14 protein-coding genes are annotated in these 23,371 nt (G+C 45.3%); 10 read left to right on the forward strand and 4 right to left on the reverse strand.

The features are described from left to right. The first annotated feature begins 36 nt into the window (after nucleotides 1-36). Nucleotides 37-1,350 carry an MFS transporter gene (locus tag ICL80_RS00315; protein ID WP_194214161.1) on the forward strand — a complete coding sequence of 438 codons (1,314 nt, stop codon included), beginning with the start codon at nucleotides 37-39 and terminating at the stop codon, nucleotides 1,348-1,350. A 209-nt stretch (nucleotides 1,351-1,559) separates the two neighbouring features. Here the strand turns inward: ICL80_RS00315 and ICL80_RS00320 are convergent, their stop codons facing one another. The 4 genes from ICL80_RS00320 to ICL80_RS00335 all read right to left on the reverse strand — a co-directional run bounded on the left by ICL80_RS00320 (nucleotide 1,560) and on the right by ICL80_RS00335 (nucleotide 8,200). After that, the gene (locus tag ICL80_RS00320; RefSeq protein ID WP_228073889.1) at nucleotides 1,560-3,521 is read right to left on the reverse strand and encodes a serine hydrolase domain-containing protein; all 1,962 of its coding nucleotides are present in this window, start codon (nucleotides 3,519-3,521) and stop codon (nucleotides 1,560-1,562) included. Nucleotides 3,522-3,609: 88 nt separating this feature from the next. Further along, nucleotides 3,610-6,102: an ABC transporter permease gene (locus ICL80_RS00325; RefSeq protein WP_228073692.1), complete on the reverse strand. Its 2,493-nt coding sequence runs from the start codon at nucleotides 6,100-6,102 to the stop codon at nucleotides 3,610-3,612. Nucleotides 6,103-6,128: 26 nt separating this feature from the next. Continuing rightward, complete coding sequence (locus tag ICL80_RS00330) at nucleotides 6,129-6,812, reverse strand: ABC transporter ATP-binding protein (protein ID WP_194214164.1); 684 nt, start codon at nucleotides 6,810-6,812, stop codon at nucleotides 6,129-6,131. A 50-nt stretch (nucleotides 6,813-6,862) separates the two neighbouring features. Next, complete coding sequence (locus ICL80_RS00335) at nucleotides 6,863-8,200, reverse strand: efflux RND transporter periplasmic adaptor subunit (protein ID WP_228073693.1); 1,338 nt, start codon at nucleotides 8,198-8,200, stop codon at nucleotides 6,863-6,865. Nucleotides 8,201-8,418: 218 nt separating this feature from the next. Here ICL80_RS00335 and ICL80_RS00340 point away from each other — a divergent pair, with 218 nt between their 5' ends. The 9 genes from ICL80_RS00340 (at nucleotide 8,419) to ICL80_RS00380 (ending at nucleotide 23,366) form a co-directional block, all read left to right on the forward strand. Further along, nucleotides 8,419-9,798, forward strand: coding sequence for a sigma-54-dependent transcriptional regulator (locus ICL80_RS00340; RefSeq protein WP_194214166.1), 1,380 nt, complete (start codon nucleotides 8,419-8,421; stop codon nucleotides 9,796-9,798). Next, nucleotides 9,788-11,116 (forward strand): sensor histidine kinase, encoded by a 1,329-nt coding sequence (locus tag ICL80_RS00345; RefSeq protein ID WP_194214167.1) that lies wholly within the window; start codon nucleotides 9,788-9,790, stop codon nucleotides 11,114-11,116. The genes ICL80_RS00340 and ICL80_RS00345 overlap by 11 nt, the downstream gene beginning before the upstream one ends. Nucleotides 11,117-11,918: 802 nt before the next feature. Beyond that, a complete protein-coding gene (locus ICL80_RS00350) occupies nucleotides 11,919-13,481 on the forward strand; it encodes a hydantoinase/oxoprolinase N-terminal domain-containing protein (protein WP_194214168.1) in 1,563 nt (520 codons plus the stop codon). Beyond that, nucleotides 13,481-14,575: a DUF917 domain-containing protein gene (locus ICL80_RS00355; protein ID WP_194214169.1), complete on the forward strand. Its 1,095-nt coding sequence runs from the start codon at nucleotides 13,481-13,483 to the stop codon at nucleotides 14,573-14,575. Before ICL80_RS00350 ends, ICL80_RS00355 begins: the two co-directional genes overlap by 1 nt. Before the next feature lie 68 nt (nucleotides 14,576-14,643). After that, complete coding sequence (locus ICL80_RS00360; RefSeq protein ID WP_194214170.1) at nucleotides 14,644-17,367, forward strand: LuxR C-terminal-related transcriptional regulator; 2,724 nt, start codon at nucleotides 14,644-14,646, stop codon at nucleotides 17,365-17,367. A gap of 181 nt (nucleotides 17,368-17,548) precedes the next feature. Beyond that, nucleotides 17,549-18,274, forward strand: coding sequence for an aspartate/glutamate racemase family protein (locus ICL80_RS00365; RefSeq protein WP_194214171.1), 726 nt, complete (start codon nucleotides 17,549-17,551; stop codon nucleotides 18,272-18,274). Nucleotides 18,275-18,360: 86 nt separating this feature from the next. Beyond that, nucleotides 18,361-19,647 (forward strand): cytosine permease, encoded by a 1,287-nt coding sequence (locus tag ICL80_RS00370; protein ID WP_194214172.1) that lies wholly within the window; start codon nucleotides 18,361-18,363, stop codon nucleotides 19,645-19,647. A gap of 205 nt (nucleotides 19,648-19,852) precedes the next feature. Beyond that, entirely contained in the window at nucleotides 19,853-22,063 is a 2,211-nt protein-coding gene (locus ICL80_RS00375; RefSeq protein WP_194214173.1) for a TonB-dependent receptor, read from the forward strand. Nucleotides 22,064-22,076: 13 nt separating this feature from the next. Continuing rightward, entirely contained in the window at nucleotides 22,077-23,366 is a 1,290-nt protein-coding gene (locus tag ICL80_RS00380; protein WP_194214174.1) for a trans-sulfuration enzyme family protein, read from the forward strand. The last annotated feature ends 5 nt before the right edge of the window (nucleotides 23,367-23,371 follow it).

The raw sequence follows: 23,371 nt of genomic DNA on the forward strand, positions 1-23,371 counted from the left end.
AAAGTCTGCTAATATCAATAATATATAGAGATCATCATGACCCTAACGAAGCCCACACTACAAACAACACCAGCCAAAGACTACGGACCACTTCAGTTGCTTGTGTACTGCCTTTGTTTTCTGACAATGCTAATTGATGGATTTGATACCCAAGCAATATCGTTTGCAGCGCCTTACATACAAAAGGAGTTTGGGGGCGATCACGCTGCTTTGGGTCTGATCTTTGGGGCTGGCCTCTTTGGTGGACTTATCGGTGGCTTCAGCTTAGGACCAGTAGGCGACTATATAGGAAGAAAACCACTCTTAATCGGATCCTTAACAGTCATTGTTGTTGGCTCCATCATTACCGCATACACTTCAATGCCAGAATCAATGGCTCTTATTCGTTTTGTGACAGGCATTGGCCTAGGTGGTGCTATCCCCAGTGTTATTGCTTTATCTGCTGAATATGCCCCACCCCAAAAACGTTCTACAATTGTTGCTTTTGTTTTCAGCGGCTTTCCAATAGGGGCAATAGTAGGGGCAATGATCGGCTCCGTTATTATGCCTATTTGGGGCTGGTCTATGCTTTTTATAGTGGGTGGAGTTGCCCCTATGATACTTCTATTTGCTATCGTTTTCTTTCTACCAGAATCTATTAATATCCTAAAACGCAAGCCTAACAAGGAGCTTAAACTCAAACATATTCAAGAGAAGCTTGGCCCTTGGTATAATACCATATCAAAGCCTGCTTCAGAGGCACCCCATGGTAATAGCAAAGTATCAATAACCCAGCTTTTTACAGAAGGTCGTGCTTATGGCACGCTTATCATCTGGGGTTTGTGTTTCCTAAGCCTCTTAACTGTTTACTGCATTGTAAGCTGGCTACCCACCTTAATCAACGCAACAGGATTACCCATAGAAACAGCTGTAATGACAGTTGGGATCATGAATATAGGTAGTGTATTTGGTAATATTTTCCTTGCCCGCATAGCTGATAAACGGCCCCCGTATAACACTACAGCCTTGTTTTACGGTATTGGTGCGTGTTTTATTGCTACAATCGAATTAGCCACTACATCATCACTTCTTGTCTTTGCGATTGGTTTATTTGCCGGTGTCTTTAGCATCGGGGCGCAAATGTCAGTTACCGCTATAATTGCACGTTTTTACCCAGCGACCATCCGATCAACAGGTGTTGGCTGGGCCTTCGCTGCAGGTCGAATAGGCGGTGTTGCTGGCCCTGTCATTGCTGGATTCTTTCTTGCTGCCGGTGTAAGTTTTCACAGCCTAATGCTTATCATAGCCAGTCTTTCTCTAATGTCCGGCTTATTGATGTGGTTACTTGGAAAATTTGCAAAGAATAGCTGATATCCAAGCCTTATATTTTCATGTGATAATGCCACTACGATCCGCTGTAAACTTTAACCACAGTCAGGGATCTGCGCAACAGCATCACGCTTGCACTCTTCTGTGTAAAGAATTCCTGAAGACATATTTTAAAGCACCTTACTTCCCATTTTATAGTAAGCGAGGTGCTTTAAAAATATAGAGGCATCTCAATGCTCTATGCTCTGTTATTAGTACTCAAGCGTAAAGCTTACAAACCCACCAAGACTGGCGACCCAGAGAATACCGATCATGGCTAGTGCATAGAATATGCTGACAAGCTTACCCGCCCAGTAACGATCAGACTTAAGAGCAAGCAGAGCATTGTAAGTAGCAATACAAGAACCTAAGATTGGAATGATCGCGCTAACCTGTAACAGTCTGAGATAACCATCAAATTCAGGAGTATAGATGTCTAGTTGAGTTGCCAATAGGGGCTTTACAGCCAGATACCACCCAAAAAGATATATAAGATTGACTATCATGAAACCGAGGGTCAGCCTGTGCGTTAGTAAAGGCTTTCCCGCTAGTGATAAGAGTTGATTGTATATTCTTCTCAGCCACCACCCAACTGGCCATGCGATGAGCGCGAGAAGCATGATTGCGATAGACCCTAAGAAGATGACGTTATTGAGTGTGGAATTGTATATCAACGGCACTTCTTGCAGCACTGACGTGGGGTTTTTCATGTCTGATAGCGTTTTGACGCCATCAACAACAGACACGAAAAAGGCATCATCACCGTTTATCTCCTGCCACAAATTAGGGGCGGTCTTTGCATATTTCTTATATGGTTGAGATGAAAAATGTACCGTTCCATCATCATTGGCAATGAGTGTTGTTTGATCTAAGATATAGAGAATATGTAAAAAAGCTGTCTGAATGCGACGAGAACTGCGATATTTGCCAGCCAAGGCTTTCGCATCTGATAGTGCAGACGCAATTGATACCTGCTTCTTCGGCTCGCTTGTATCAGGAAAATACCTATCCATAAAATCTTTGAATATTCTCTCCCGTATACCATTGAATGCATCTTGCTTCCCTCGGCTGTTGAAGCTTACAAAAAGGCCAACATTCTCTTCTGGCACAAGCTTCATCTCAGTATGAAACAGGATGGTATCACCGCCATGCCCAATCACACGCCGTCCATTTTCTTCATATGTCAAAAAGCCATGCGCTATAGATGGAAAACCGGGCTGGTGTGGCGCCGTATTTGAATACATCGTCTCAGCTGTTGATGACTCTAGGATTTGTTTACCTTCAAACTGCCCTTTCTGCAGGTGCGCTATCATAAAGTTAGCCATATCCTCAGCTGTAGAGCTTAAGCTACCTGCCGGGGATGGTATCAATAGTTCGAAAGGCCAGGGAGATTGGGTGGAATCTATATATCCTTTCGCGGCCCTTCCCTTATATTTTTGTGGTAAAGGCTGTCTAAAGGTTGAACTGTTCATCGCTAACGGCTCAAGAATGTGACGGTCAATGTAATCATCAAAGTGCTCTCCAGACAGGCGCTGCACAATATATCCAGCAAGGGCGGTGCCATAGTTTGAGTAAGAAGGCACTTTTCCAACTGGGTATATCCTTGGTCTGATATGTGCCTTCAGGAACTGTTCGTTTGAGATAAATTTTTTGGGGTCTGATAACAGAACTTCTTTTAGTCCTTCTTCAAAGCCACCTCTATGGTTCATCAAGCTTTTCATCGTGATGGGCCCACCTGCTGCATCAGGGATTTTAAAGTCCAGATATGAATTTATGTCTTCATTCAAGTCCAACTTGCCCTGTTCAACCAATTGCATAACAGCGGTCCAAGTGAACAACTTGGATGTTGACCCTACGCGCATTAATGTTCGGCGTGGGTCCATCGGTGTTTTGGCTTCGATATCGGCATATCCATAGCCGTCAGTCATTACGATACGGCCATTCTGAACGATGCTGACCACAGCACCCGCAATATCTCCCTGCTTGAGGGCAGCAGACATATAACCATCCACCCAGTCTTTAAGGTCAGTTGCCTCTAGGACCTCATGTAAAGTTTCCCCGGTGCCTTGATGCATATCTTTTGTATGTGCATCTGTCACCTCGACTGTGTTGTTTTGAGCCAATACGGGGACACCAAGAACTAGAAATATTCCGATAGCTAAAGCTCTCAGCATTTTATTCACAGAACTCTCCCTGCTTTCATAACTTTTAAAACGTAAAAAGAGAGAGGGGGGGGAGGCCCCCCTCTCAAGTACCACAGTGCTATTCATGCCGAAGTGCTTTGATTGGGTTGGTACGGGCAACTTTGACGGCATGCGCACTGACGGTAAGCCATGCAATCACCAGAGATATTAAACCTGCTCCCACACAAAATGGGATCAACAGCAAACTATCAATTCTATATGGGAAATTTTCGAGCCAACGCAGCATTGCCCACGAAACCAAAGGCCATGCTATAAGGTTTGCTATGACAACAGGTTTAGAAAATTGCACAACTAACAAGTGTACGATATCCAACACGCCTGCACCTAATACCTTACGGATGCCGATTTCCTTGGTCCGCCGCTCTGCAGTGAAAGCCGCCAAACCGTACAACCCAAGGCAGGCGACAATCACTGTTATAAGAGAAAAGACCGCAAGCATGATTGATATATCCCGCTCTGCCTTAAATTCAGCTGCGATAGAGTCATCCACAAATTCATACTGGAATGGTACAGAGTTCGTGAAAGTCTTCCAGACCCGCTCAAGGCTTGATGCTATTGCCTGAGGTTTGCCATCATATTTAACCGCGAGAACATGGTATCGTTCTGGCGCTAACAAATATACCTCAGCTCTGATCGGCTTCTTTGGAGACTGGAAGTATATATCTGGCGTAACACCTATAATTTCCATTTTTCCAAACACCAGTCCGGCTTCGTTCATGCCGATAGGCGCTATTAAATATTTGCCGATAGCATTCTGAGCCGTTGCAAGACCTAACTTTTTTACACTTTCATAATTTATGACAACCGCACCAACCGCACCTTCCACCTCTATGGGCGGGACACCGTCCGTTGAGAACTGGCGGCTATAAAACCGCCCTGCGGCAAGGGGGATTTTGTAAGTATCTAGAAAATCATAGTCGACCGACTGGGTGCTGATTAGGGCAGTCTGACTGGCATTAGCCCCCTCAAGTTGATACGAATTTAGCCGCTCGTGGATATCAATTGGGCTATAATCTGTATAGCTCGCATCTTTCACATATGGGAGTGATAAGATTGTATCCTTTAGGGCTTTCTGCCTACTAGCAAGCGCGTCATTGCCTATATTGTTCAGGACGATGATATTATCTTTACTATAACCTGGATCACGGTTTGTAGCATACCATGTTTGCCCATACACCACCGCTGTCGCGACTATAAGCGCTATAGAAATAGTAAATTGCAATATCACCAGAGCGTTACGAAGAGACATGGAGTCCCCAGCTTCTGAAGATTTGTTTGCCCTTAACACTCGTGCAGGTAAAAAACCAGATATGACAAACGCCGGGTAAATACCCGCGATAAAACCAGTAAGGATTACCAACCCCAACAGGCCCAGTATGGTATACCCATCTCCGTAAGAGAATATAAGGTTCATATTCTGGAAGCTATTGAACGCAGGCAGGGCAAGCTCAACAAAGATAAGCCCAAACAACAAGCCGATAGTTGCTAAAATAAGGGTCTCGCCTATGAACTGAATTATGAGCTGTTTTCGATTAGCCCCTAATACTTTCCTAAGCGCTACCTCACGTGCCCTTTGGGTTGATTTAGCTGTGACAAGATTCACAAAATTTATACAAGCTATTAACAACACAAGCCCGGCTATTATGACCAATATGCGTACAGTTTTAATATCACCAGAGGGTTTCATTTCCCCCATGCCTGTCGGATGCAAGTGAATATCAACAAGACGCTGCAAGCTTTGTAGGTAAAAATCTGAAACCTTACTATTTGGGCCAGACTTAAGAGAGTCTAGCCCTGTTACATGCGTGTTTATCAGATCAGGAAGTTGCTGATTAACTGTGTTTATTGAAGCCGGGCTTTTCAACTGAACATATACAAGATGCTCGCCCACATTCCCCCATGTATCATAGAGAGCCCCCGTTTGTGGAAAGTCCGTTAAGTCAAACCTTGCCAAAGCTCTAAACGATAAAGATGTTGTATCCGGCAAGTCTTTAAAGACAGCTCCGATACGATAATCCCGATCAATTTCGAACAGCTTAATATGCAAAACCTTGCCAACAGGATTGCTCGCGCCAAAATATTTCTCGGCAAATGTCTCACTGACAGCCAAGCTGGCCTTATCTTGAAGGGCTGCCTCAAGGTCGCCATACAACACAGTCAAATCAAACATTTTAGCTGCTTCAGGGTCTGTCCAATGCATATCTTCCGCATAGGCCTCGCCATTATGCGTAACAACAGGATGCATGGGTATAAATCGTGTCGCGCGCACAACTTCATTAGGGAAGTATGTTTCGATTGCATCTTTCATAGGCACGGATGCAGAAACAGAAATATACGGTGAGCGCCCAGGCAACAGAATAGTCGTGTTAACACGCGCTATCGTATCTGCATTCGCCCAATTTTTATCATAGGATAATTCGTGACGCACATAGAGCATGACCAAGATGCAAACAGCAAACCCTGTTGCCAACCCAATAGTATTGATGGCGCTGTAGAGTTTGTTACGAAACAAGTTCCTTAATGCTACTTTTATGTAATTTTGAAACATCATCTATTCTCGCTGATTACTATATAGCGTTAAACGGCAGCACGGATATTTTGAGTAACCACATGGCCATCAAAGAGGTTTATGGTTCTGCGCGCATAATCAGCGTGAGCAGGACTGTGGGTCACCATAACAATTGTAGTACCCTCTTCATTCAGCCCCTGCAGCATCTCCATTACTTCCTGGCCGTGGGCGCTGTCGAGGTTACCTGTTGGCTCGTCCGCTAAAATCATAGCTTGATTACCCACAACGGCGCGCGCCACTGCCACTCGCTGCTGCTGACCGCCAGAGAGTTGGCCTGGCATGTGTTTAGCACGGTGGGCAATACCCACTTTATCCATGACACTACTCACGCGGTCATGCCGTTCACTTGCAGGAATGCCGTGATACAACAAGGCCAGCTCGATATTTTCCTCGACGCTTAACTCATCAATCAGGTTAAAGGATTGAAAGATAAACCCAATATTATGCTTGCGAATGCTGGCGAGTTTTGCCTCGGGGTAGGCAGCTACATTCTCATCCATAAAAAAATATTCGCCGTCTGTAGGTGTGTCTAGCATACCAATAATATTCAGAAGGGTCGACTTACCACAGCCAGAAGGCCCCATAATAGCAACAAACTCACCCCGACCAATTTCAATATCGATACCATCAAGAGCCGCCGTTTCAACTGTGGAGGTCTTATAAACCTTAGATAAATTCTTCAATTTTAGCATAGTGGATCCTTTCCTCTCATGTCGTTATTCTGTTTTCTGTTGTGAGCCTGTTACTCTACTCCACCCAATTTTAAGTGCGTCATCTCCACAAAACCCGTATAGGGCGATGTTACAACATGTTCTCCAACTTCAAGTCCCTCGAGCACTTCAATATGTTGAGCATTTCGTCTACCAAGGCGCACTGGTCTTTTGACAGCTTTTTGCTTGTCGGGGGTTACAACAAAAATCCACTTCCCACCTGTATCTTGGTAAAAAGCACCATTTGGAATGAGTATCGCGGTTTCAGGATCACCAAGTACCAGATTTGCCTGCAATGTTTGGCCGCGCCTAATGGCATGTGGTTGCTCGCCATTGAAAACAAAGTCCGCTTCGAATTGACCGTTTTTTACTTGCGGATAGACCTTCACTATCCTGATTTCGTACTCGTTGCCGTCTCGGCTAAACTGAGCGGTTTGGCCAAGGTCCACCCGGTTTAAGTAAAATTCGTCAATATTCGCCGTTAACTTATAGGCATTCGGGCTATCAACCTGCCCCAAACGCCCACCGTGGCTAATGCTTTGACCAACTTCAGCATTGAACCCAGAAAGCTTACCATCAACTGGTGCACGTACCTGTAAGGCCTCAAGGTTTTTCTTAGAAAATTCTAGGTTTTGCTCTAGGCGTTCACTCGATTTTTGCAAAAATACCAGTTGTGCATCTTGCATACGGGCATCTGTAGCCTGACTTTCCAAAGTAACATTTCTACGATTAATATAGTAGGCTAGTTCGTCTTCTGTCTGGTCCAATTGCGCTTGAGATATATTGTTCGTTTTTATGAGTTCTCGCTCTCGGTCTACTCGGCGCGTTAGGCGTTTTATCTGATAATCAATTTCGACCAAATTTCGTTTATGTGACAATCTGTTTTGCTCAAGCTGCAATTCAATTGTGCGCATATTATTAAGCTGCTCAATGACAGCAGCTTCATTACGAGTCACTTCTAGCTGTAATGTGGTATTGGATAACTCAACTATGAGATCTCCTTTTTTCAGAAGCGTGCCATCTTCCACTAAAATTCGCTCTACTCGCCCCCCTTCAATTGCATCAAGAAAGACAGTTTTTAGAGGCGTAACCCTGCTACGAATAGGAATGAAGTCTTCAAACTTACCTTTGAACACCTCTGAAACAGTAACCCGGCTCTCTTGAATCCTTAAACTTTTTCCTTCCTGACTATCCAGTAAGAAGAAAGCTACCAATATCACCGCTAAGGCCGCAAGTGAGCCTATAAGGATTTTACGCCAGTGCCCCTGTTTATTCTCAACCTTCCTATCCATTCCCGTTCCAGAAATTAGGGTCGAAGATGATTTAATATCTGAGATTGGAGCTCTGCCCCTTGTTTGCTTTTGATCCATTACTGTCCTAACACCGTCTCTAATGCATCCAGAGCACGATTTCATTATTGTTTTGACCAATAACAGCAAGTGACATGCCAAAATATAAAGTATTGTTTTTAAAATATTTTTTAAAATTTAAAGGCATTTCCTTAATTACCAGTGTTCAAAATTGAACATTAAGTGTACGATAATGAACAGTGATGGGATAAAGATGATTCAGGACACACCAATAAGCGATGGTTGAAAACAGCACCGTATTGATAGCAGATGACGATGAGGACATTCTCGTCGCAGGCAAATTACTGTTAAAGCGGCACTTCAGTTCCGTTATAACAACGACCAACCCAGAGACTATTCCTGAGCTGATGGCGCATCACTCCTTTGACGCAATTCTGTTGGATATGAATTTCAGTCCAGGAGAGTCATCTGGTAAGCAAGGCTTAACCTGGCTTGAGGCCATATTGGAAATAGACCCTAGCGCTGTTGTTGTTATGATAACGGCACATGGGACAATGGATCTGGCGATTGATGTCATCAAGAGAGGGGCAACTGACTTTATAGTAAAGCCTTGGCAAAATGCCAAAATGCTGGCTACAGTTTCAGCTGGTGTTGAGCTCTCACTGAGCCGCAAACAAACTCACACACTACAGCAAAAGAGCAAGGTCCTGTCTGCTGCCGCAACTGGCCCAAACCAGGCTCTGCTTGGCACAAGCGCACCAATCAAAAAGGTGCAATCCCTCATAGAACGCACAGCTCCAACAAGTGCGAATATTTTAATATTAGGCGAAAATGGTACCGGTAAAGAGTTAGCGGCACGCGCTGTGCATTACGCTTCTAAACGAGCAGATAAAATCTTCATGTCAGTGGATCTTGGCACCCTGACTGAGGCGCTGTTTGAAGCAGAACTTTTTGGCCATAAGAAGGGAGCCTTCACCAATGCCACAGAAGACAGAATGGGAAAGTTTCAAGCCGCCGAGGGAGGGTCGCTATTTCTCGATGAAATTGGCAACTTGCCACTCCACTTACAGGCAAAATTGCTAACCGCTCTTGAGCAAAGAGAAGTCACTCCTGTTGGCTCGAACAAGCCAGTACCAATTGATGTCCGCATAATTGCGGCAACAAATATGTCTGCAGAAAAACTATATAATGAAGACTATTTCCGCCAAGATTTATTATTTCGGCTGAATACTGTGGAAATTACAATGCCTCCACTAAGGGATCACCCGGAGGATATTGCTGAAATAGCGTATCATTATGCCGAGTTTTACTGCCGCAAATACAATATGCCCTCAAAGAGGCTTACGGCTGCCTGTTTAGATGTTCTGACGCAGCACGCATGGCCAGGAAATGTGCGAGCTTTACGACATGCTATTGAACGCGCTGTAATCCTTTCCGGGAAAGATAGTGATAGCTTTGCACTATCAGACTTTCAAATTCAGTCAGTCCCTGCGGCACTTGAGCGCGAGAATGATACAGACCTGAACTTAAAGCGGCTGGAATGCCGTTCTATTGAAATAGCCCTTAAAAAACATGGCTACAATGTCAGTCACACAGCAAAAGAATTGGGGTTAACCCGCGCTGCTTTATATCGAAGGATGGAAAAGTATGGGCTTTGAAAAAAATTTTAGCCTGATGCTGATTGCGCGCCTCTGCGGCATCATGATTTTGATGGCCTTATTAATTCACTTGATTTCACTTCCTGGGTATTACGCCACTATCGTACTCATTCTGGGGCTAACATGCGCGCTTATCTATGAGCTGGTGCGCTTCATTTTCCGCACCAATATAGAGATCAGTCGATTTTTTGAGGCTGCGAGATATGCTAATTATAATGAGAAGTTTGATTTTTCTTCTCTGGGTTCGGGGTTCTCGGAGCTTGGCAGCGTATTCAGCGACATATTAAAGCGCTTTCATGCGGCTCGGCAGGCACAGCAAAATGAACTGTTAAAGCTCAAAGCTTTACTCGAAAATGTGCCAACGCCGCTGATATCGGTCCACAGTGACAACAAACTAACATTATGGAACAAAGCGGCCCGGCGCCTCTTTAATAGTAGCCGCGCCATTTATCTTGATGACCTTGCTTTGTTTGGAAGCGCGTTTCAAAATCAGGTTAAGAATATATCCGCAGGCGAAAAGAAACTTACCAACTTTATAACAGATGATCAAAAGCTTCGCCTTATCCTTACAGCAACCGAGGTTTTGGCAGATGGTAAAATTGAAAAACTTATCAGCATCCAAAATATCCAAAACGAGCTGGATGCCACACAATTGGAAGCATGGCAGGATTTGGTGCGCGTGTTAACGCATGAAATTATGAATTCCATTACACCGATCACCTCGCTGGCTGCAACAGCAGCAGACCTGATTGACGATCCGTCACCAGTTGTGCGCCAAGATGTGAAAGAGGCTGTAAGCACCATTGCCACACGCTCAAAAAGCCTAACGCAATTTGTCACAAGTTATCGACACCTGACTCACTTACCTCAGCCGCAAAAGAAACCTATTGCCACAGTGGAACTGTTCAAGCAGGCCACAAGTGTGATCACGCCTGACCTGTCATCACATGGTTTGCAATTGACAACCTCAGTTAGCCCAAAAAATTTATCGCTCAATATAGACGCTGACATGATCGTGCAGGTTCTGATTAATCTGATCAAAAACTCGGCAGAAGCCCTTGAAGGGTGTGTTCGGCCAACCATTCATTTAACTGGTAAACTGAATAGTAAAGGGCGAGCTGTTATTGAAGTTTCCGATAACGGTACCGGAATACCGGGCGACATAGTCAAAAATATCTTCATACCGTTCTTTACTACAAAACAGGGGGGTAGTGGTGTAGGGCTGGCTCTGACACGCCAAATCATGATTGCACATGGTGGATCTATTACAGTGTCAAACCAAGAAGAAGGAGGAACTAAATTCTCACTAATGTTTTAATGAACCCTGGATACTTGAGATTAAAAAACATCGCTCCGCCGCGGCCTTATTCTATGCCAGCACCCTATTTAGGCGTACCTGTTATACCAATAATCATTCGCACCGTATCAGGGTGCACATTTGGTAATGCCACCTCACCAGAAAATGTTAGCAAACTTTGATATGATGCCTCTTTTTCTGGCTACGTACACAAAAACAGATAGCTTATGTTCCAACTGCTTGGAGATGCGAGACAACATCTCACAGTGATTATATCCCCAGAATACCTCAGGGATAAACACGAAAGCGCAATAACCTCACCCCTGCTGATGTTTACTTTGGCAGAGACTGCATAATATTAGAAAAAGAGAAAAATAAGGAACCTATATGCTTAACTAGCCATGGCACTTTAGTAGATTACCAAGAGTATAGACATATATCAACTGATAGCTATGTAGGCCTGAATTTACATATAGCCAACGAAGTACTAATCAGAGGGTTACCCTATAAAAATACTGTTAAAGTAACAGTTTAGATCAGTGTGAAGTGACTAGGGTTAAGATATTTTTAGGGGAAAAGGGACCCGGTTGGTAGCACCACCCTCTTGTGCTGCTTTAGGAGCAGAACCTACTGGTGGTACATCACGTGGGCTGTTGCATGCTTCGATCATTCATAAACTACTTATTTTAGTAGATTATAAATGAAGAGATATATTCCTTTTAACTCCTCATATTGATGGTGTCCTACCAATCATAGCTTTTGCTTTGGGGAAAGTTCTTTCGTCATATTGCTCATCGTAAAAATTATTTTCGGAGGGCAATATATGAGAATTGGCGTTGATGTAGGAGGAACAAATACAGATGCTGTTCTGATGGATGGGCGCAATGTGATTGCTGCTCAAAAAACGCCCACAACAGAAAATGTAAGTGATGGCATCGTCAAGGCGATCACATCAGTGCTTGATCAATCAGGCAAATCTGCCAACGCAGTTAAATGTGTAATGATTGGCACAACGCAGTTCACCAATGCTTTTGTGGAACGCCGTAATTTGGTTGAGGTTGGCGTGATAAGGATCAGCCTTCCGGCAACTCGTGGCATTCCCCCCATGACGGATTGGCCTGACGATATCCGGTCAGTAATCGGGAGCAATTTTGAAATGATCCGAGGGGGCTATCAGTATGATGGTCGCCTGAATAGTGAATTTGACGAAAAGGGCTTTAGGGAAGCCGTGAAGCGTTTTAAGTCGCGCGGATTGAAAGCCATTGCTATTTCAGGGCTTTTTTCGCCGGTCAACGGCGAAATGGAAGATCGCGCCGAAGAAATTATCCTGAAAGAAATACCAGATTGCAATGTGACCTTATCTTCCAGAATTGGCCGCATCGGCCTTATTGAGCGAGAGAATGCGGCCATTATGAACGCCAGTTTGGCCGCACTGTCGGTCAAGATTGTTGCGTCGTTTCGTAAGGCTCTCGCGGACCTCGGTATTCTAGCACCCTTTTATATCAGCCAAAATGACGGGACCCTCATGAAGGCTGAGTTTGTTGAAAAATACCCTGTACTGACCTTTGCTTCTGGGCCAACCAATAGCATGCGCGGGGCAGCTTACCTGTCAGGCATTGAAGATGCCCTTGTGGCTGATATTGGGGGCACCACAACGGATATTGGTATGCTGACCAAAGGGTTCCCACGAGAATCTTCTCTAACGGTTGATATTGGCGGGGTGCGAACCAATTTCAGAATGCCTGATATTTTTGCGTTGGGCCTTGGTGGGGGATCCATCATTACGACAGAAGGCGACCTGAAAGTGGGGCCAAAATCTGTGGGCTACCGGCTCACTGAAGATGCCATGGTTTTCGGCGGAGACATATTGACTTCCACAGATATTGCTGTCGCGGCCGGTTATGCTGATATCGGCCGGAAATCCCATATATCACACCTGCCTGAAGAGCTTATTGCCGAGGCTGTCGAACGGATACATCATATCGTTGCCGACGGGATTGACCGGATGAAAACAAGCGCCGATCTTGTGCCTTTAATCCTAGTAGGTGGCGGCGCTGTTCTAATTAACCGCGATATCCCAGGAACCCTGAAAGTCATCATTCCCGAACATGCGGGCGTAGCCAATGCCATCGGGGCCTCAATCGCTCAGGTTGGCGGGGAGATTGATCGTGTTTTTTCTTATGATACCGTTGGCCGAGACACTGCCATTTCCGAGGCAAAGGCAGAAGCCATATCTGTAGCGGTAGAGGCTGGCGCAGCCCCTGACACAGTACAAGTTATTGATATTGAGGAGGTCCCATTGGCCTATATCCCGGGCGGTGCCGTCCGGTTGCGCATCAAGGTCGCTGGTGAATTAAATTTGGATAATGTTGTGAGGGCAGAGTAATGAAACTGGAACTGACAGACTTGGAAGATTTTGCACGTGGCGCGGCGTTTTTGGGAACCGGCGGCGGCGGGGACCCTTATATCGGAAAGCTTCTGGCACAACATGCGATCCGCGAATTTGGCGTTCCGACAATCATTGAGCCGGAAGATTTGGCTGATGATGCCCTTGTTTTTGCCATTGCAATGTTGGGGGCTCCAACAGTATTGGTCGAAAAGGCAGCATGTGGTGATGACATTGATCTGGCGATAGATAAACTTTCCGAGCGATTAGGGAGAAGACCCGACGCCCTGATCCCAATCGAAATTGGCGGAGTCAATTCCACGGTGCCACTTGTTGCATCAGCGCGTACCGGTATTCCTCTCGTCAATGCAGATGGCATGGGCCGAGCTTTTCCTGAAATTCAAATGGTCACCTTTAATGTATATGGTTCAAAACCTACCCCTTTATCGGTTGTTGATGAACATTTGAATTCTGCCATCATTGATGCAAAAGATGCCAAAACAGCAGAAGACTTGGTGCGTTCCGTCGCGATACAAATGGGGCTGAGTGTTATTACCGCCAACTATCCTGTGAGTGGCGATGTGGTAAAAAAATATGCAATAAAACATACATTGACGATTGCATTAGAAATAGGCCGCGCAATCAGTCAGGGGCGCAAGGAAGGCTGCCCCGTGGAGGCCCTAGTGAATTACCTGCGGTCCACAAAATATTATAAGCATTGCAAAATACTATATGATGGAAAGATCACTGATATAAAACGGGAGACCACAAAAGGGTTTTCTGTTGGATTTTGTCGGCTTGAACCCTTGTCAGGGTCGGGGGATAGTATGGAAGTCGTTTTTCAGAATGAGAATCTAGCGGCCAAGATCAATGGCAAGATGGTGACGATGGTGCCCGACCTAATCTGCATTGTTGACAGGGAAACAGCAGAGCCTGTCCCTGTGGAGGCTCTGCGATATGGCCAGCGAGTAAAAATTATCGGGGCTAGCGTACCCCCTATCATGCGAACACCAGAGGCCCTTGATATATTCGGACCTCAGGCGTTTGGACTTGATGGGCCCTATACACCAATTGAAGATATTGTGATGCCCTGAACTCAGTGTCGCTGTTCTATGCGTACAGCGACATTTGACGAATTAAGCCTCCATGATATATTGAGTGGATGAGTGAAAAAAAGGCAATTGGAAATATGATCCCCTGGCTGGTAACAGCCAAGACCGTTCCACCAAAACGACATACTGTTTTGGCACAGCGTCTGGCTATATTGGATCAACTGTCCAGCTATCAGGATCGAGCCTTTACTATTCTGGAGGCCCCTGGTGGGTTTGGAAAAAGCACGGTGCTGTCTCTGTGGCGGAACAGCCTCATTGAAAAAAGCACACACGTAGCCTGGTTGACCCTTGAGACGGAGGATACAGGCAGTACCCTGACCACTTACCTTGCCTATGCTTTTCATCTAGCCGGTATTGACATGAAATCGACCGGATTACTTGAGGACCGCGGAGCTACTTCTGACGATTGCCTGCACAACCTTAGTATTATCATCAGTGCATTACAGAAGTCTGGGAAGAAAGTAATTCTTATGCTGGACGATATTGAGCGCCTTATAGAAGAGGATGCCGTACAGGTTCTCAATACGCTTGTCCGTCACGCACCAGAAAGCCTTCATATTGCTATGGCCTTCCGGCGTAATCCGGGCATTTTACTGAGTAATTTCCTTTTGGATGGCGCCGCTATCAGATTGACCGCCGAGGATCTTCGTTTTTCCTATGAAGAAGTGGATGAGCTTTTTGGCCACTCTTTGTCTAAAGCGGATATGCAGACTGTTTTAGACCGTACGGAAGGTTGGCCTGTTGCCCTACGGCTAATCAAGGGAGAAAATGGCAATACCAGTAATTATATAGACAAAATACGCCACTTTTCAGGGGAAAGAGGGCTTGCCTCCGAATATTTTTCCGAACAAGTTTTTAGCCGGCTGACAGAAACAGAACAAGCATTCCTGCTTGATGTATCTGTTCTGGAGTGGCTGGAAGTACCGCTGATTGATGCTATTAGAGGTACCAGCGATTCTGCTCTTATACTGGATGGCCTTTCACACCTAGAGGGGGTTATCGTCCCTCTGGACGCGCAAGAGGAAACCTACCGCCTCCATGCCTTGTTCAGGGAGTTTCTGGCCAATACAAACCAACGTGAAAATATTAAGCGGTTTCTCGAACTTCAACGAAAGGCCGCAAAGGCACTTGCCAGCCGAAGCAGATTGCTCACGGCTTTACGTCATACCAAACAGGCAGGTGATAACACTCTTTTTGGTGAAATTCTCGAACAGGCCGGCGGCATCATGATCTGGTTGAGAGAAGGGATGACACGGATTGTACACGCTGACAAGCTTATGGATGACCAAGTTGTGCAGGACTTTCCACGCCTTGGGTTTCTACGCTGTATTGTTCAGATGAAGGCGGGCCACCTCAAAGATGCCCAGACGTTGTTTAATCAACTGGGGGAACAAACCGCTGGGTTTAGCAAGGACAGAAAAGGAGGAGATGATGCTACTTTATATCAGGATCATATTTTTGTCCGTACCATGCTTGCAGCATACGGGTGCATGCCGTTAAGCGACGAACTTTTATCCAGAATTTTGCCTCGCGAAAAGGAAGGTATCCAAGATGATGCAATCATAATGGGGCATTACAAGACGCTTCTTTGTTTGGCAAACCAGCAAAAAGCTGAATTTTCTCAGGCTTGGCAGTTTGGTAAGGAGGCTATTGACCATTTCCATCAGGCCCCCTCCTTATATGGCAAGCTGTTTATGGATTTTCATTTTGGTTCGATTACCATGGTTCAAGGAGAAGCCCTTGATGCAGAAAACCATTACGCAAAGGCGCAAAAGGAAGCTAGGCGGCACTTCCCTAGGGATCAAGGGCTTCAACTGGTCGGTGACATACTGACGGCTGAACTTGACCTTGAACGTAATCTGGTCAAGCGCTTCAAAAGAAAATTGAACAATATCATTCAAAGACTGCATGATAGCGAAGCCTGGTTTGATATATATTCGGCTGCCTATAGTGTGGTGGCAGACGTGACCCTTGAAGAAGAAGGCGCTAATGATGCACAAGCTTTTCTGCTTGAAGCAACCGAGCGTGCAGAGGAACAAGGACTCGCTAAACTTTCCAGCTATCTGACCGCAATACGTACTTCCGTAATGCTATATGAAAAAAATACCGAGCAAGCCAAGAGGCTATATGAAAAAGCTGCCTTACCCACAGATATATCGGAACTTTTTGATATGGAGCGTTATACGTGGCGCGAGGTGGAGACATATGTCTGCACCCTGATACAACTACGGACCGTATCGGGGGATTATGACGAGGGGCGCGCTATCATCAAGTCATGTCTACAATTTTCGGAACATAAAAATCTCACCCGACTGACTGTTCGTTGTCTGGTTCATGCCAGCGCACTGGAAAAAGCCGCCCAAAACAACGAAGCTGCCCTCCAGCACCTAAGGGATGCGTTGGAGCGGATTAAATACAATGGATATATCAGACCCTTTTTTCGGTGTGCTGATCAGATAGGCTCTCTCCTATCTGTTCTGGTGGAGGAAGGTGACGACAGTGATGTGAATACGCAGGCAAAAAAAGTGAAAGCGCACTTGAAATTGTCCAGTCAGCTAAATGAAAATGGACAATTTTTCAGCCTCCGCGAGATAGAAATTCTTCGAGGCCTTGACCGGGGCTTTCAGGATAAGGTTATTGCCAGAAACCTGAGCGTAACCCCTCATGCAGTCAGGTATCATTTAAAAAATATTTATGCAAAAACCGATGCCACCAACAGGATACAGGCCCTGAACAAGGCAAAAAAAATGGGGGCCTTTACCGGCTTATCATAACTGCAATTTTTTCCAGCTTCTTATACTATCATTTTTAGTAGCCCCCAATCTACCGTTCCCCTGCCCCAAACTACCTATTTAATGCTGAATCTACCAACAACGGGCTTTTGTCAGGAGCCCGTGATCAGTGCAATACTATCGTTGTTCATGTATTCAGAGAAAAGTCGTGAGGAGTGAAGTAATGCCAAAAATCATTCATATCATTACACCGATCATTACCAAAGGGGTGCGTTCCCTTGATGATGTCGCCCCGCTTACAGGGAGCAATCTAGAGTTTCGTCATTCCATACTGGACAAAGGGCCATCGTCCATTGAATCAGAATATGATGAAGCATTGTCTGTACCGGATACGATTGTAAAGGCGATCGAGGCAGAACAAAATGGAGCCGATGCCATTATTATTGACTGCATGGGGGACCCGGGGATTAAACCCGTACGTGAGGTCGTTTCCATACCAGTTTTGGGGCCCGCGGAAACCAGTATGCATGTTGCTGCAATGTTAGGGCAGAAATTTTCTGTTGTAACGGTTTTGGATAGTGTTGTTCCCATATTTCGGAATTTGGCTTGTTTATATGGGGTTTCTGAAAAACTCGCTTCCATCAGGTCAATCAATATGCCGGTTCTGGAAATTGAAAAGCAGCTGGATAAAACACAGGAAATGCTAGTAGCAGCCTCCTTAAAAGCCGTTCAAGAAGACGGTGCAGATGGTATTATTTTAGGATGCACCGGTTTTTTAGGATGTGCGGATAAGATAACAGCACACTTAAAATCTGAAGGTATCGATGTTCCTGTTATTGATCCAATTCCGCTGACTGTGATGACAGCCTATGCTTTAGCAACGGTGGGGCTGGCACATAGTAAAAAAACATATACTCCGCCCCGTAAAAAGTTAATTGTCGGCTATTGAAAGCTCTTACACTAATCTTTAGTTCGCTGAATATTTCTTCAGTATATTTTTGTTGAGACTATCGTCTTTTTTTGATGGGAATGTTTATGAGCAAAATGGAAGATATACTCAATGATAATGCACTGCATACAGTGCCTGACGCACAGACTGTAAGTGGGTGGAGGATCGCTGTTATTATCATTGGTGTGGCTATTGGGCTGCCTATGATGTTAACCGGGGCAAAACTGGCCTATGAAATGTCGGGGCTGAGTGCCTTTGGTGCTTTTTTTGTCGGCGGATTAATGCTTGCTATTCTTGGCGGTTTCACCGGAATTGTCGGGGCGCGCCAAAAACTATCAACTTATGTGATTATCCAACAGACTTTTGGGACATCGGGTGCCGTTATTATAAACATGCTACTTGCCTTCACGATATTTGCATGGTTTTCCATTACGGCAGCTGTTTTCGGAAGTGCTCTCGCAGGGGCACTTGGAGAGATTATACAGTTGAAAGTTTCCGGTGTTTTATTGACGTTTATAGGTGTGGTTTTAATGGTTTTAACCTCTATTTTCGGCTTTAAAGCACTGGATAAACTGTCACTAGCAGCAGTTCCAGTTCTTATGGTTTTTCTTGGTTACCTGGCTGTTGCCGGGCTGCGTGCCGATAACGCCCCCATAAGTACAGATTTTGATATAGTAACGATCGGGTTTGGAGAGGGAGTTTCAATGGTCGTGGGCAGCTTTATTGTTGGCATTGTCATTTTTCCCGACTTCTGTCGCTATGCTAGAAACCAATCGGACGGTATCATTGCGGCTTTAGTGAGTATGGGCATTGGTATGCCTGTCGTTCTGACACTTTCGGCCATTCCTTCCTTAATGGTAGGAGAAACAGATATTATTAAGTTGTTGTTTGCCCTAGGGGCGGGCGCACCGATCTTGTTTCTTCTTGTCTTTGCTACTTGGACAACAAATGCCAGCAACCTATATTCAGGCTCCTTGGCTTTAGCTGCTACATTCTCGTCGGTAAAAAAATGGAAACTGACTATTTTGGGAGGCGGCGTCGGGCTGGTTCTGGCGATTTCCGGTATCGCTAATAAATTAACAGATTTTCTTCTTTTATTGGGTGTGATGATACCACCAATCGCAAGTATTTACATCATTGACCACCTGGTCTTTAAGAGAAACACTTCAAAATATCAAAGTGATTTTGTACAAAAAAAGCTCAACATACAGGCTCTCATCTCTTGGGGTTTAGGGAGCCTTTTCGCATTTATGACCAGTGCAGAAGTTCTTATATTCACATCATTCCCTTCGTTGGATTCTATTGTTGTATCCTCACTGTGTTTTTATGTATTCACGCGCATCACATTATACCGACAGGCGGCATTAGCATAACCAACTACCATTTTTGGTAGTTGGCTTTTCCTCTCCGTCTCTCTGGCCCCTACTTCTTTTTTTTCTGAACTATCCGTTTTCCAGGTTGAAGGTCAACGCGTTTAGAATACAGAATAATTACAAGCAATAATATATAATAATCAAAAGCTTAAACCATTAATGATCAATATTTTATAACAGAAAATAACGTTGAAGGGAGTTTGAAATGGTTAAGAGATCACATAGAAATATTCTGGCATTCACAACAGGCCTGAGCCTGATAACGGCTATGACACCGGGGGTATTCGCCGCAGCGACCCCAGAGCAGCGAAAAGAGTTTGTTTTAGAGGAAATTCTAGTAACAGCCCAAAAGCGCACACAGAATATAAACGATGTAGGTATTGCGATTACGGCTTTTGACGGCAAAACTTTAAAAGAGCTACGCTTTACACAACCATCAGACATTGCAAGCCAAACGCCTAACTTTTCAGTGGCTAATTTGGCAACCAATATCCCGAATTTCACCATTCGTGGTGTTGGTGTTAATGATTATGCGATCAATCAAGGCACATCCGTAGGGTCATATGCAGACCAAGTATATATTGCATCTCCGGCAATGATGTTGTTCCAGATGTTTGATACAGAGCGTGTAGAAGTCTTGAAAGGACCACAAGGGACACTTTACGGCCGTAATACAACAGGTGGTGCCGTTCTCTTCAACAGCAAAATGCCCACAGAGGAATTTGAGGCCTCTCTCGACACTGAATACGGAAATTACGGAAGATACGTCCTCGAGGGTGCCGTAAGTGGCCCGATTAGTGATACATTATTAGCTCGAGTGGCTTTTAATGTTACTAAAAGCGACGGGTATCAAGAAAACCTTGTTACAGGAAACACCCACGGCGGCATTGATCGGCAGTCATGGAGAGTATTGTTAAAATGGCTTCCTTCAGCAGATATAGATTTTCTGTTGAACGCACATGGTGGCGTTGACAATTCTAGCCTTAATAGTGTGAATGTCCCGGGCGTTGGTGGAAATACAGCCTCTGGCGGTACCATTGATACAGCGAACGGTGTTCCTTACCGCGATAATGATTCGTACGGTGTGTCCCTTATAGCAAACTGGGATATGGGTCAGGTCATGCTAACATCCGTCAGCGGCTTTGAAAAACTGGACCGATTTGAATATGGTGATACAGATGGCCTGGAAGGTGATGGATTAATTGATCAAATTCTAATCAGTGATATTGAACAATTCACTCAGGAACTTCGTTTGGCATCAAATGGTTCTGGTCCCACAAACTGGGTGGCTGGCCTATATTACGGCCGGGATAAAATTATAGACTCCACGGATTACCCTGTAACAGGAGCAGGTTTTCCGCCTGCGGCTTTTGGCCTGCCATCCTCCTATGCCACATTAGATGTTCTTGGCAACAGATACACACAGATTTCCACATCAAAAGCAATTTTCGGACAGATTGAGTGGGATTTTTCTGACCAGTGGAAGTTGACAGCAGGGTTACGCTATTCCGCAGAAGATAAAGAATTTAATGATGTGACAACCCCATGGATTGCAGAGCCCGGGCCAGGAGAATCTGGACCAATAGACAGTGGTCTAATGTTCCCAGCCGCTGATTATTCTGCGGACTATAGTGCCGTATCTGGAAAAATTGCACTGGATTATAACATAAACGATGATGCGATGGTCTATGCAAGCATTAGCAAAGGGTTCAAATCAGGGGGCTTTCAAGGAACATTGGTTTTTAGCCCTGCCAACATTATTCCCTTCGATGAAGAAACTGTAATATCCTATGAGGCAGGATCGAAAGTTACCCTTCTTGAAGGGCGATTACAGGTCAATTCTGCCCTCTTCTTCTATGATTATCAAAACCTGCAAGCACAGGGAACGCTCGCTGGTGCAGCGGGTGGCGTTACAGCTCTTTTTGCTCTTCAAAATATTGGAGATGCTGAAGTAAAGGGGTTTGAAATAGATGTTCAAGCTCTGCCTGTTGAAGGGCTTAATCTGGCGCTAGGTGTTGGGTATTTGGACTCTAAAATCACTGACCCTTTCATCGCGGAAGTACAAAAAGGAGGCCGCCCGGCATTATCTCCTAAATGGAATATAAATGGGCGTGCCCGGTATGAATTCGACCTTAATAACGACATGTATATGTTTGTTCAGGGTGATTTTAACTGGCAGGATAATTTATTCTTGGATATTTATGAAACCCCTGCCCTGCAAGAAGATGATTATTTGCTGATAAATGCTGCAATAGGCATAGCATCAGAAGATGGTCTATGGGCTGTGTCTTTGTGGGGGAAAAACCTCAGCAATACTGAATACCGGGTATCTGCCTTCACAGGTGGGGTAGCAGGCACTGTGTACGGGTATGGCGCCCCGAAAACATACGGTATCAGTGCTTCATTCAATTTTTAGAGCAGGAAAACAGATGCTTGAAAAATCGACTATACGCGGTGATGCCCGTAGCGTAGGTCCCACAGAAAAGCCTGTGGACTGGGTCAACGATCTTAGGCGATCACGGCAAAATGGACCATCCCTTTCTGCTGTTCATATGGGACAGGGATTGTCAACCCGGTCCATTCATGCTGGCACCGTTCAGGACGGGCCTACTGGGGCAGTTGGCACGCCAATTTATCAAGCATCTACTTTCCTGCTAGGGGAAGAGCAATACCGCTCCTTTGAGGAGGGGTATGCCCGTGACCGTTTTATTTACACACGTTACGGAAACCCCTCGCAGTGGGCTGTGCAAGACAAGATTGCAGCCCTCGAAAACGCCCAGTCTGCCTTAGTTTTCAGCTCCGGGATGGCTGCAATATCCAGCAGCTTGATGAGCCTTCTTGACCCGGGCGGTCATGTGGTGACTTCCGATGAAATTTACGGAGGAACCTATGCGCTTTTCAGCAACGAGTTTCCCAATATGGGTCTATCCGTTACCCATGTGAACCCGCGCGATCTGGCGGCCATTGAGGCAGCGATCAAACCAGAAACACAGGTCCTGTTTTTTGAAGTTCTGACAAACCCTTTGCTCAAAGTCATAGATATAGCGGGCTTGGTTAATATTGCTCGGCGTCATGGCCTGCGGGTAGTGGTTGATGCAACTTTTGCCACACCTATTCTAGTTAATCCACTTGATCTTGGAGTGGATATAGTTGTCCATTCGGCGACTAAATATCTTAATGGGCATAGTGACCTGGTGGCAGGAGTAGCAGTAGGCAACCGCAAGCTGATAGATCAGGTATGGGGACGAATGCTAGCTTATGGTGGATGTCTGGACCCCCATTGTTGTTTCTTGCTTGAGCGTGGGCTTAAAACACTAGCCCTTCGTATGCGCGCTCATTCCGAGGGCGGAATGATTATTGCCCAGTATCTAGAGGCACACCCACAGGTCTCGCAAGTATATTACCCGTTTTTACCTAGCCATCCGGATCATGACCTTGCCAAAAGGCAAATGCGTTTAGGAGGAGGAATGGTGACATTTGAAGTAAAGGGGGGAGATGCTGCTGCGCTGCACCTTCTTGAGCGGCTTAATCTGGCTGTTCAAGCGACAAGTCTTGGCGGTGTAGAAAGCCTTATTAGCCTACCTTACAACACATCTCATTCAGGCTTTACCCGCCGCCAGCGTGAACAAATGGGGATAAGTGCTGGCATGGTGCGCCTGTCTGTCGGGGTGGAAGACCCCGAAGATCTTATTGCCGATTTTGAACAGGCTTTTGCCTAACCTAT

The sequence above is a fragment of the Kordiimonas pumila genome, from assembly GCF_015240255.1.
Lineage (GTDB): Bacteria > Pseudomonadota > Alphaproteobacteria > Sphingomonadales > Kordiimonadaceae > Kordiimonas > Kordiimonas pumila.

Excerpts from the sequence above, each read along its gene's own strand:
- ICL80_RS00370 (WP_194214172.1), top strand. The coding sequence starts at position 18,361 with ATGAGCAAAATGGAAGATATACTCAATGATAATGCACTGCATACAGTG.
- ICL80_RS00320 (WP_228073889.1), bottom strand. The coding sequence starts at position 3,521 with ATGCTGAGAGCTTTAGCTATCGGAATATTTCTAGTTCTTGGTGTCCCC.
- ICL80_RS00340 (WP_194214166.1), top strand. The coding sequence starts at position 8,419 with ATGGTTGAAAACAGCACCGTATTGATAGCAGATGACGATGAGGACATT.
- ICL80_RS00365 (WP_194214171.1), top strand. The coding sequence starts at position 17,549 with ATGCCAAAAATCATTCATATCATTACACCGATCATTACCAAAGGGGTG.
- ICL80_RS00315 (WP_194214161.1), top strand. The coding sequence starts at position 37 with ATGACCCTAACGAAGCCCACACTACAAACAACACCAGCCAAAGACTAC.
- ICL80_RS00350 (WP_194214168.1), top strand. The coding sequence starts at position 11,919 with ATGAGAATTGGCGTTGATGTAGGAGGAACAAATACAGATGCTGTTCTG.
- ICL80_RS00355 (WP_194214169.1), top strand. The coding sequence starts at position 13,481 with ATGAAACTGGAACTGACAGACTTGGAAGATTTTGCACGTGGCGCGGCG.
- ICL80_RS00380 (WP_194214174.1), top strand. The coding sequence starts at position 22,077 with ATGCTTGAAAAATCGACTATACGCGGTGATGCCCGTAGCGTAGGTCCC.
- ICL80_RS00325 (WP_228073692.1), bottom strand. The coding sequence starts at position 6,102 with ATGATGTTTCAAAATTACATAAAAGTAGCATTAAGGAACTTGTTTCGT.
- ICL80_RS00335 (WP_228073693.1), bottom strand. The coding sequence starts at position 8,200 with ATGGATCAAAAGCAAACAAGGGGCAGAGCTCCAATCTCAGATATTAAA.
- ICL80_RS00345 (WP_194214167.1), top strand. The coding sequence starts at position 9,788 with ATGGGCTTTGAAAAAAATTTTAGCCTGATGCTGATTGCGCGCCTCTGC.
- ICL80_RS00375 (WP_194214173.1), top strand. The coding sequence starts at position 19,853 with ATGGTTAAGAGATCACATAGAAATATTCTGGCATTCACAACAGGCCTG.
- ICL80_RS00330 (WP_194214164.1), bottom strand. The coding sequence starts at position 6,812 with ATGCTAAAATTGAAGAATTTATCTAAGGTTTATAAGACCTCCACAGTT.
- ICL80_RS00360 (WP_194214170.1), top strand. The coding sequence starts at position 14,644 with ATGAGTGAAAAAAAGGCAATTGGAAATATGATCCCCTGGCTGGTAACA.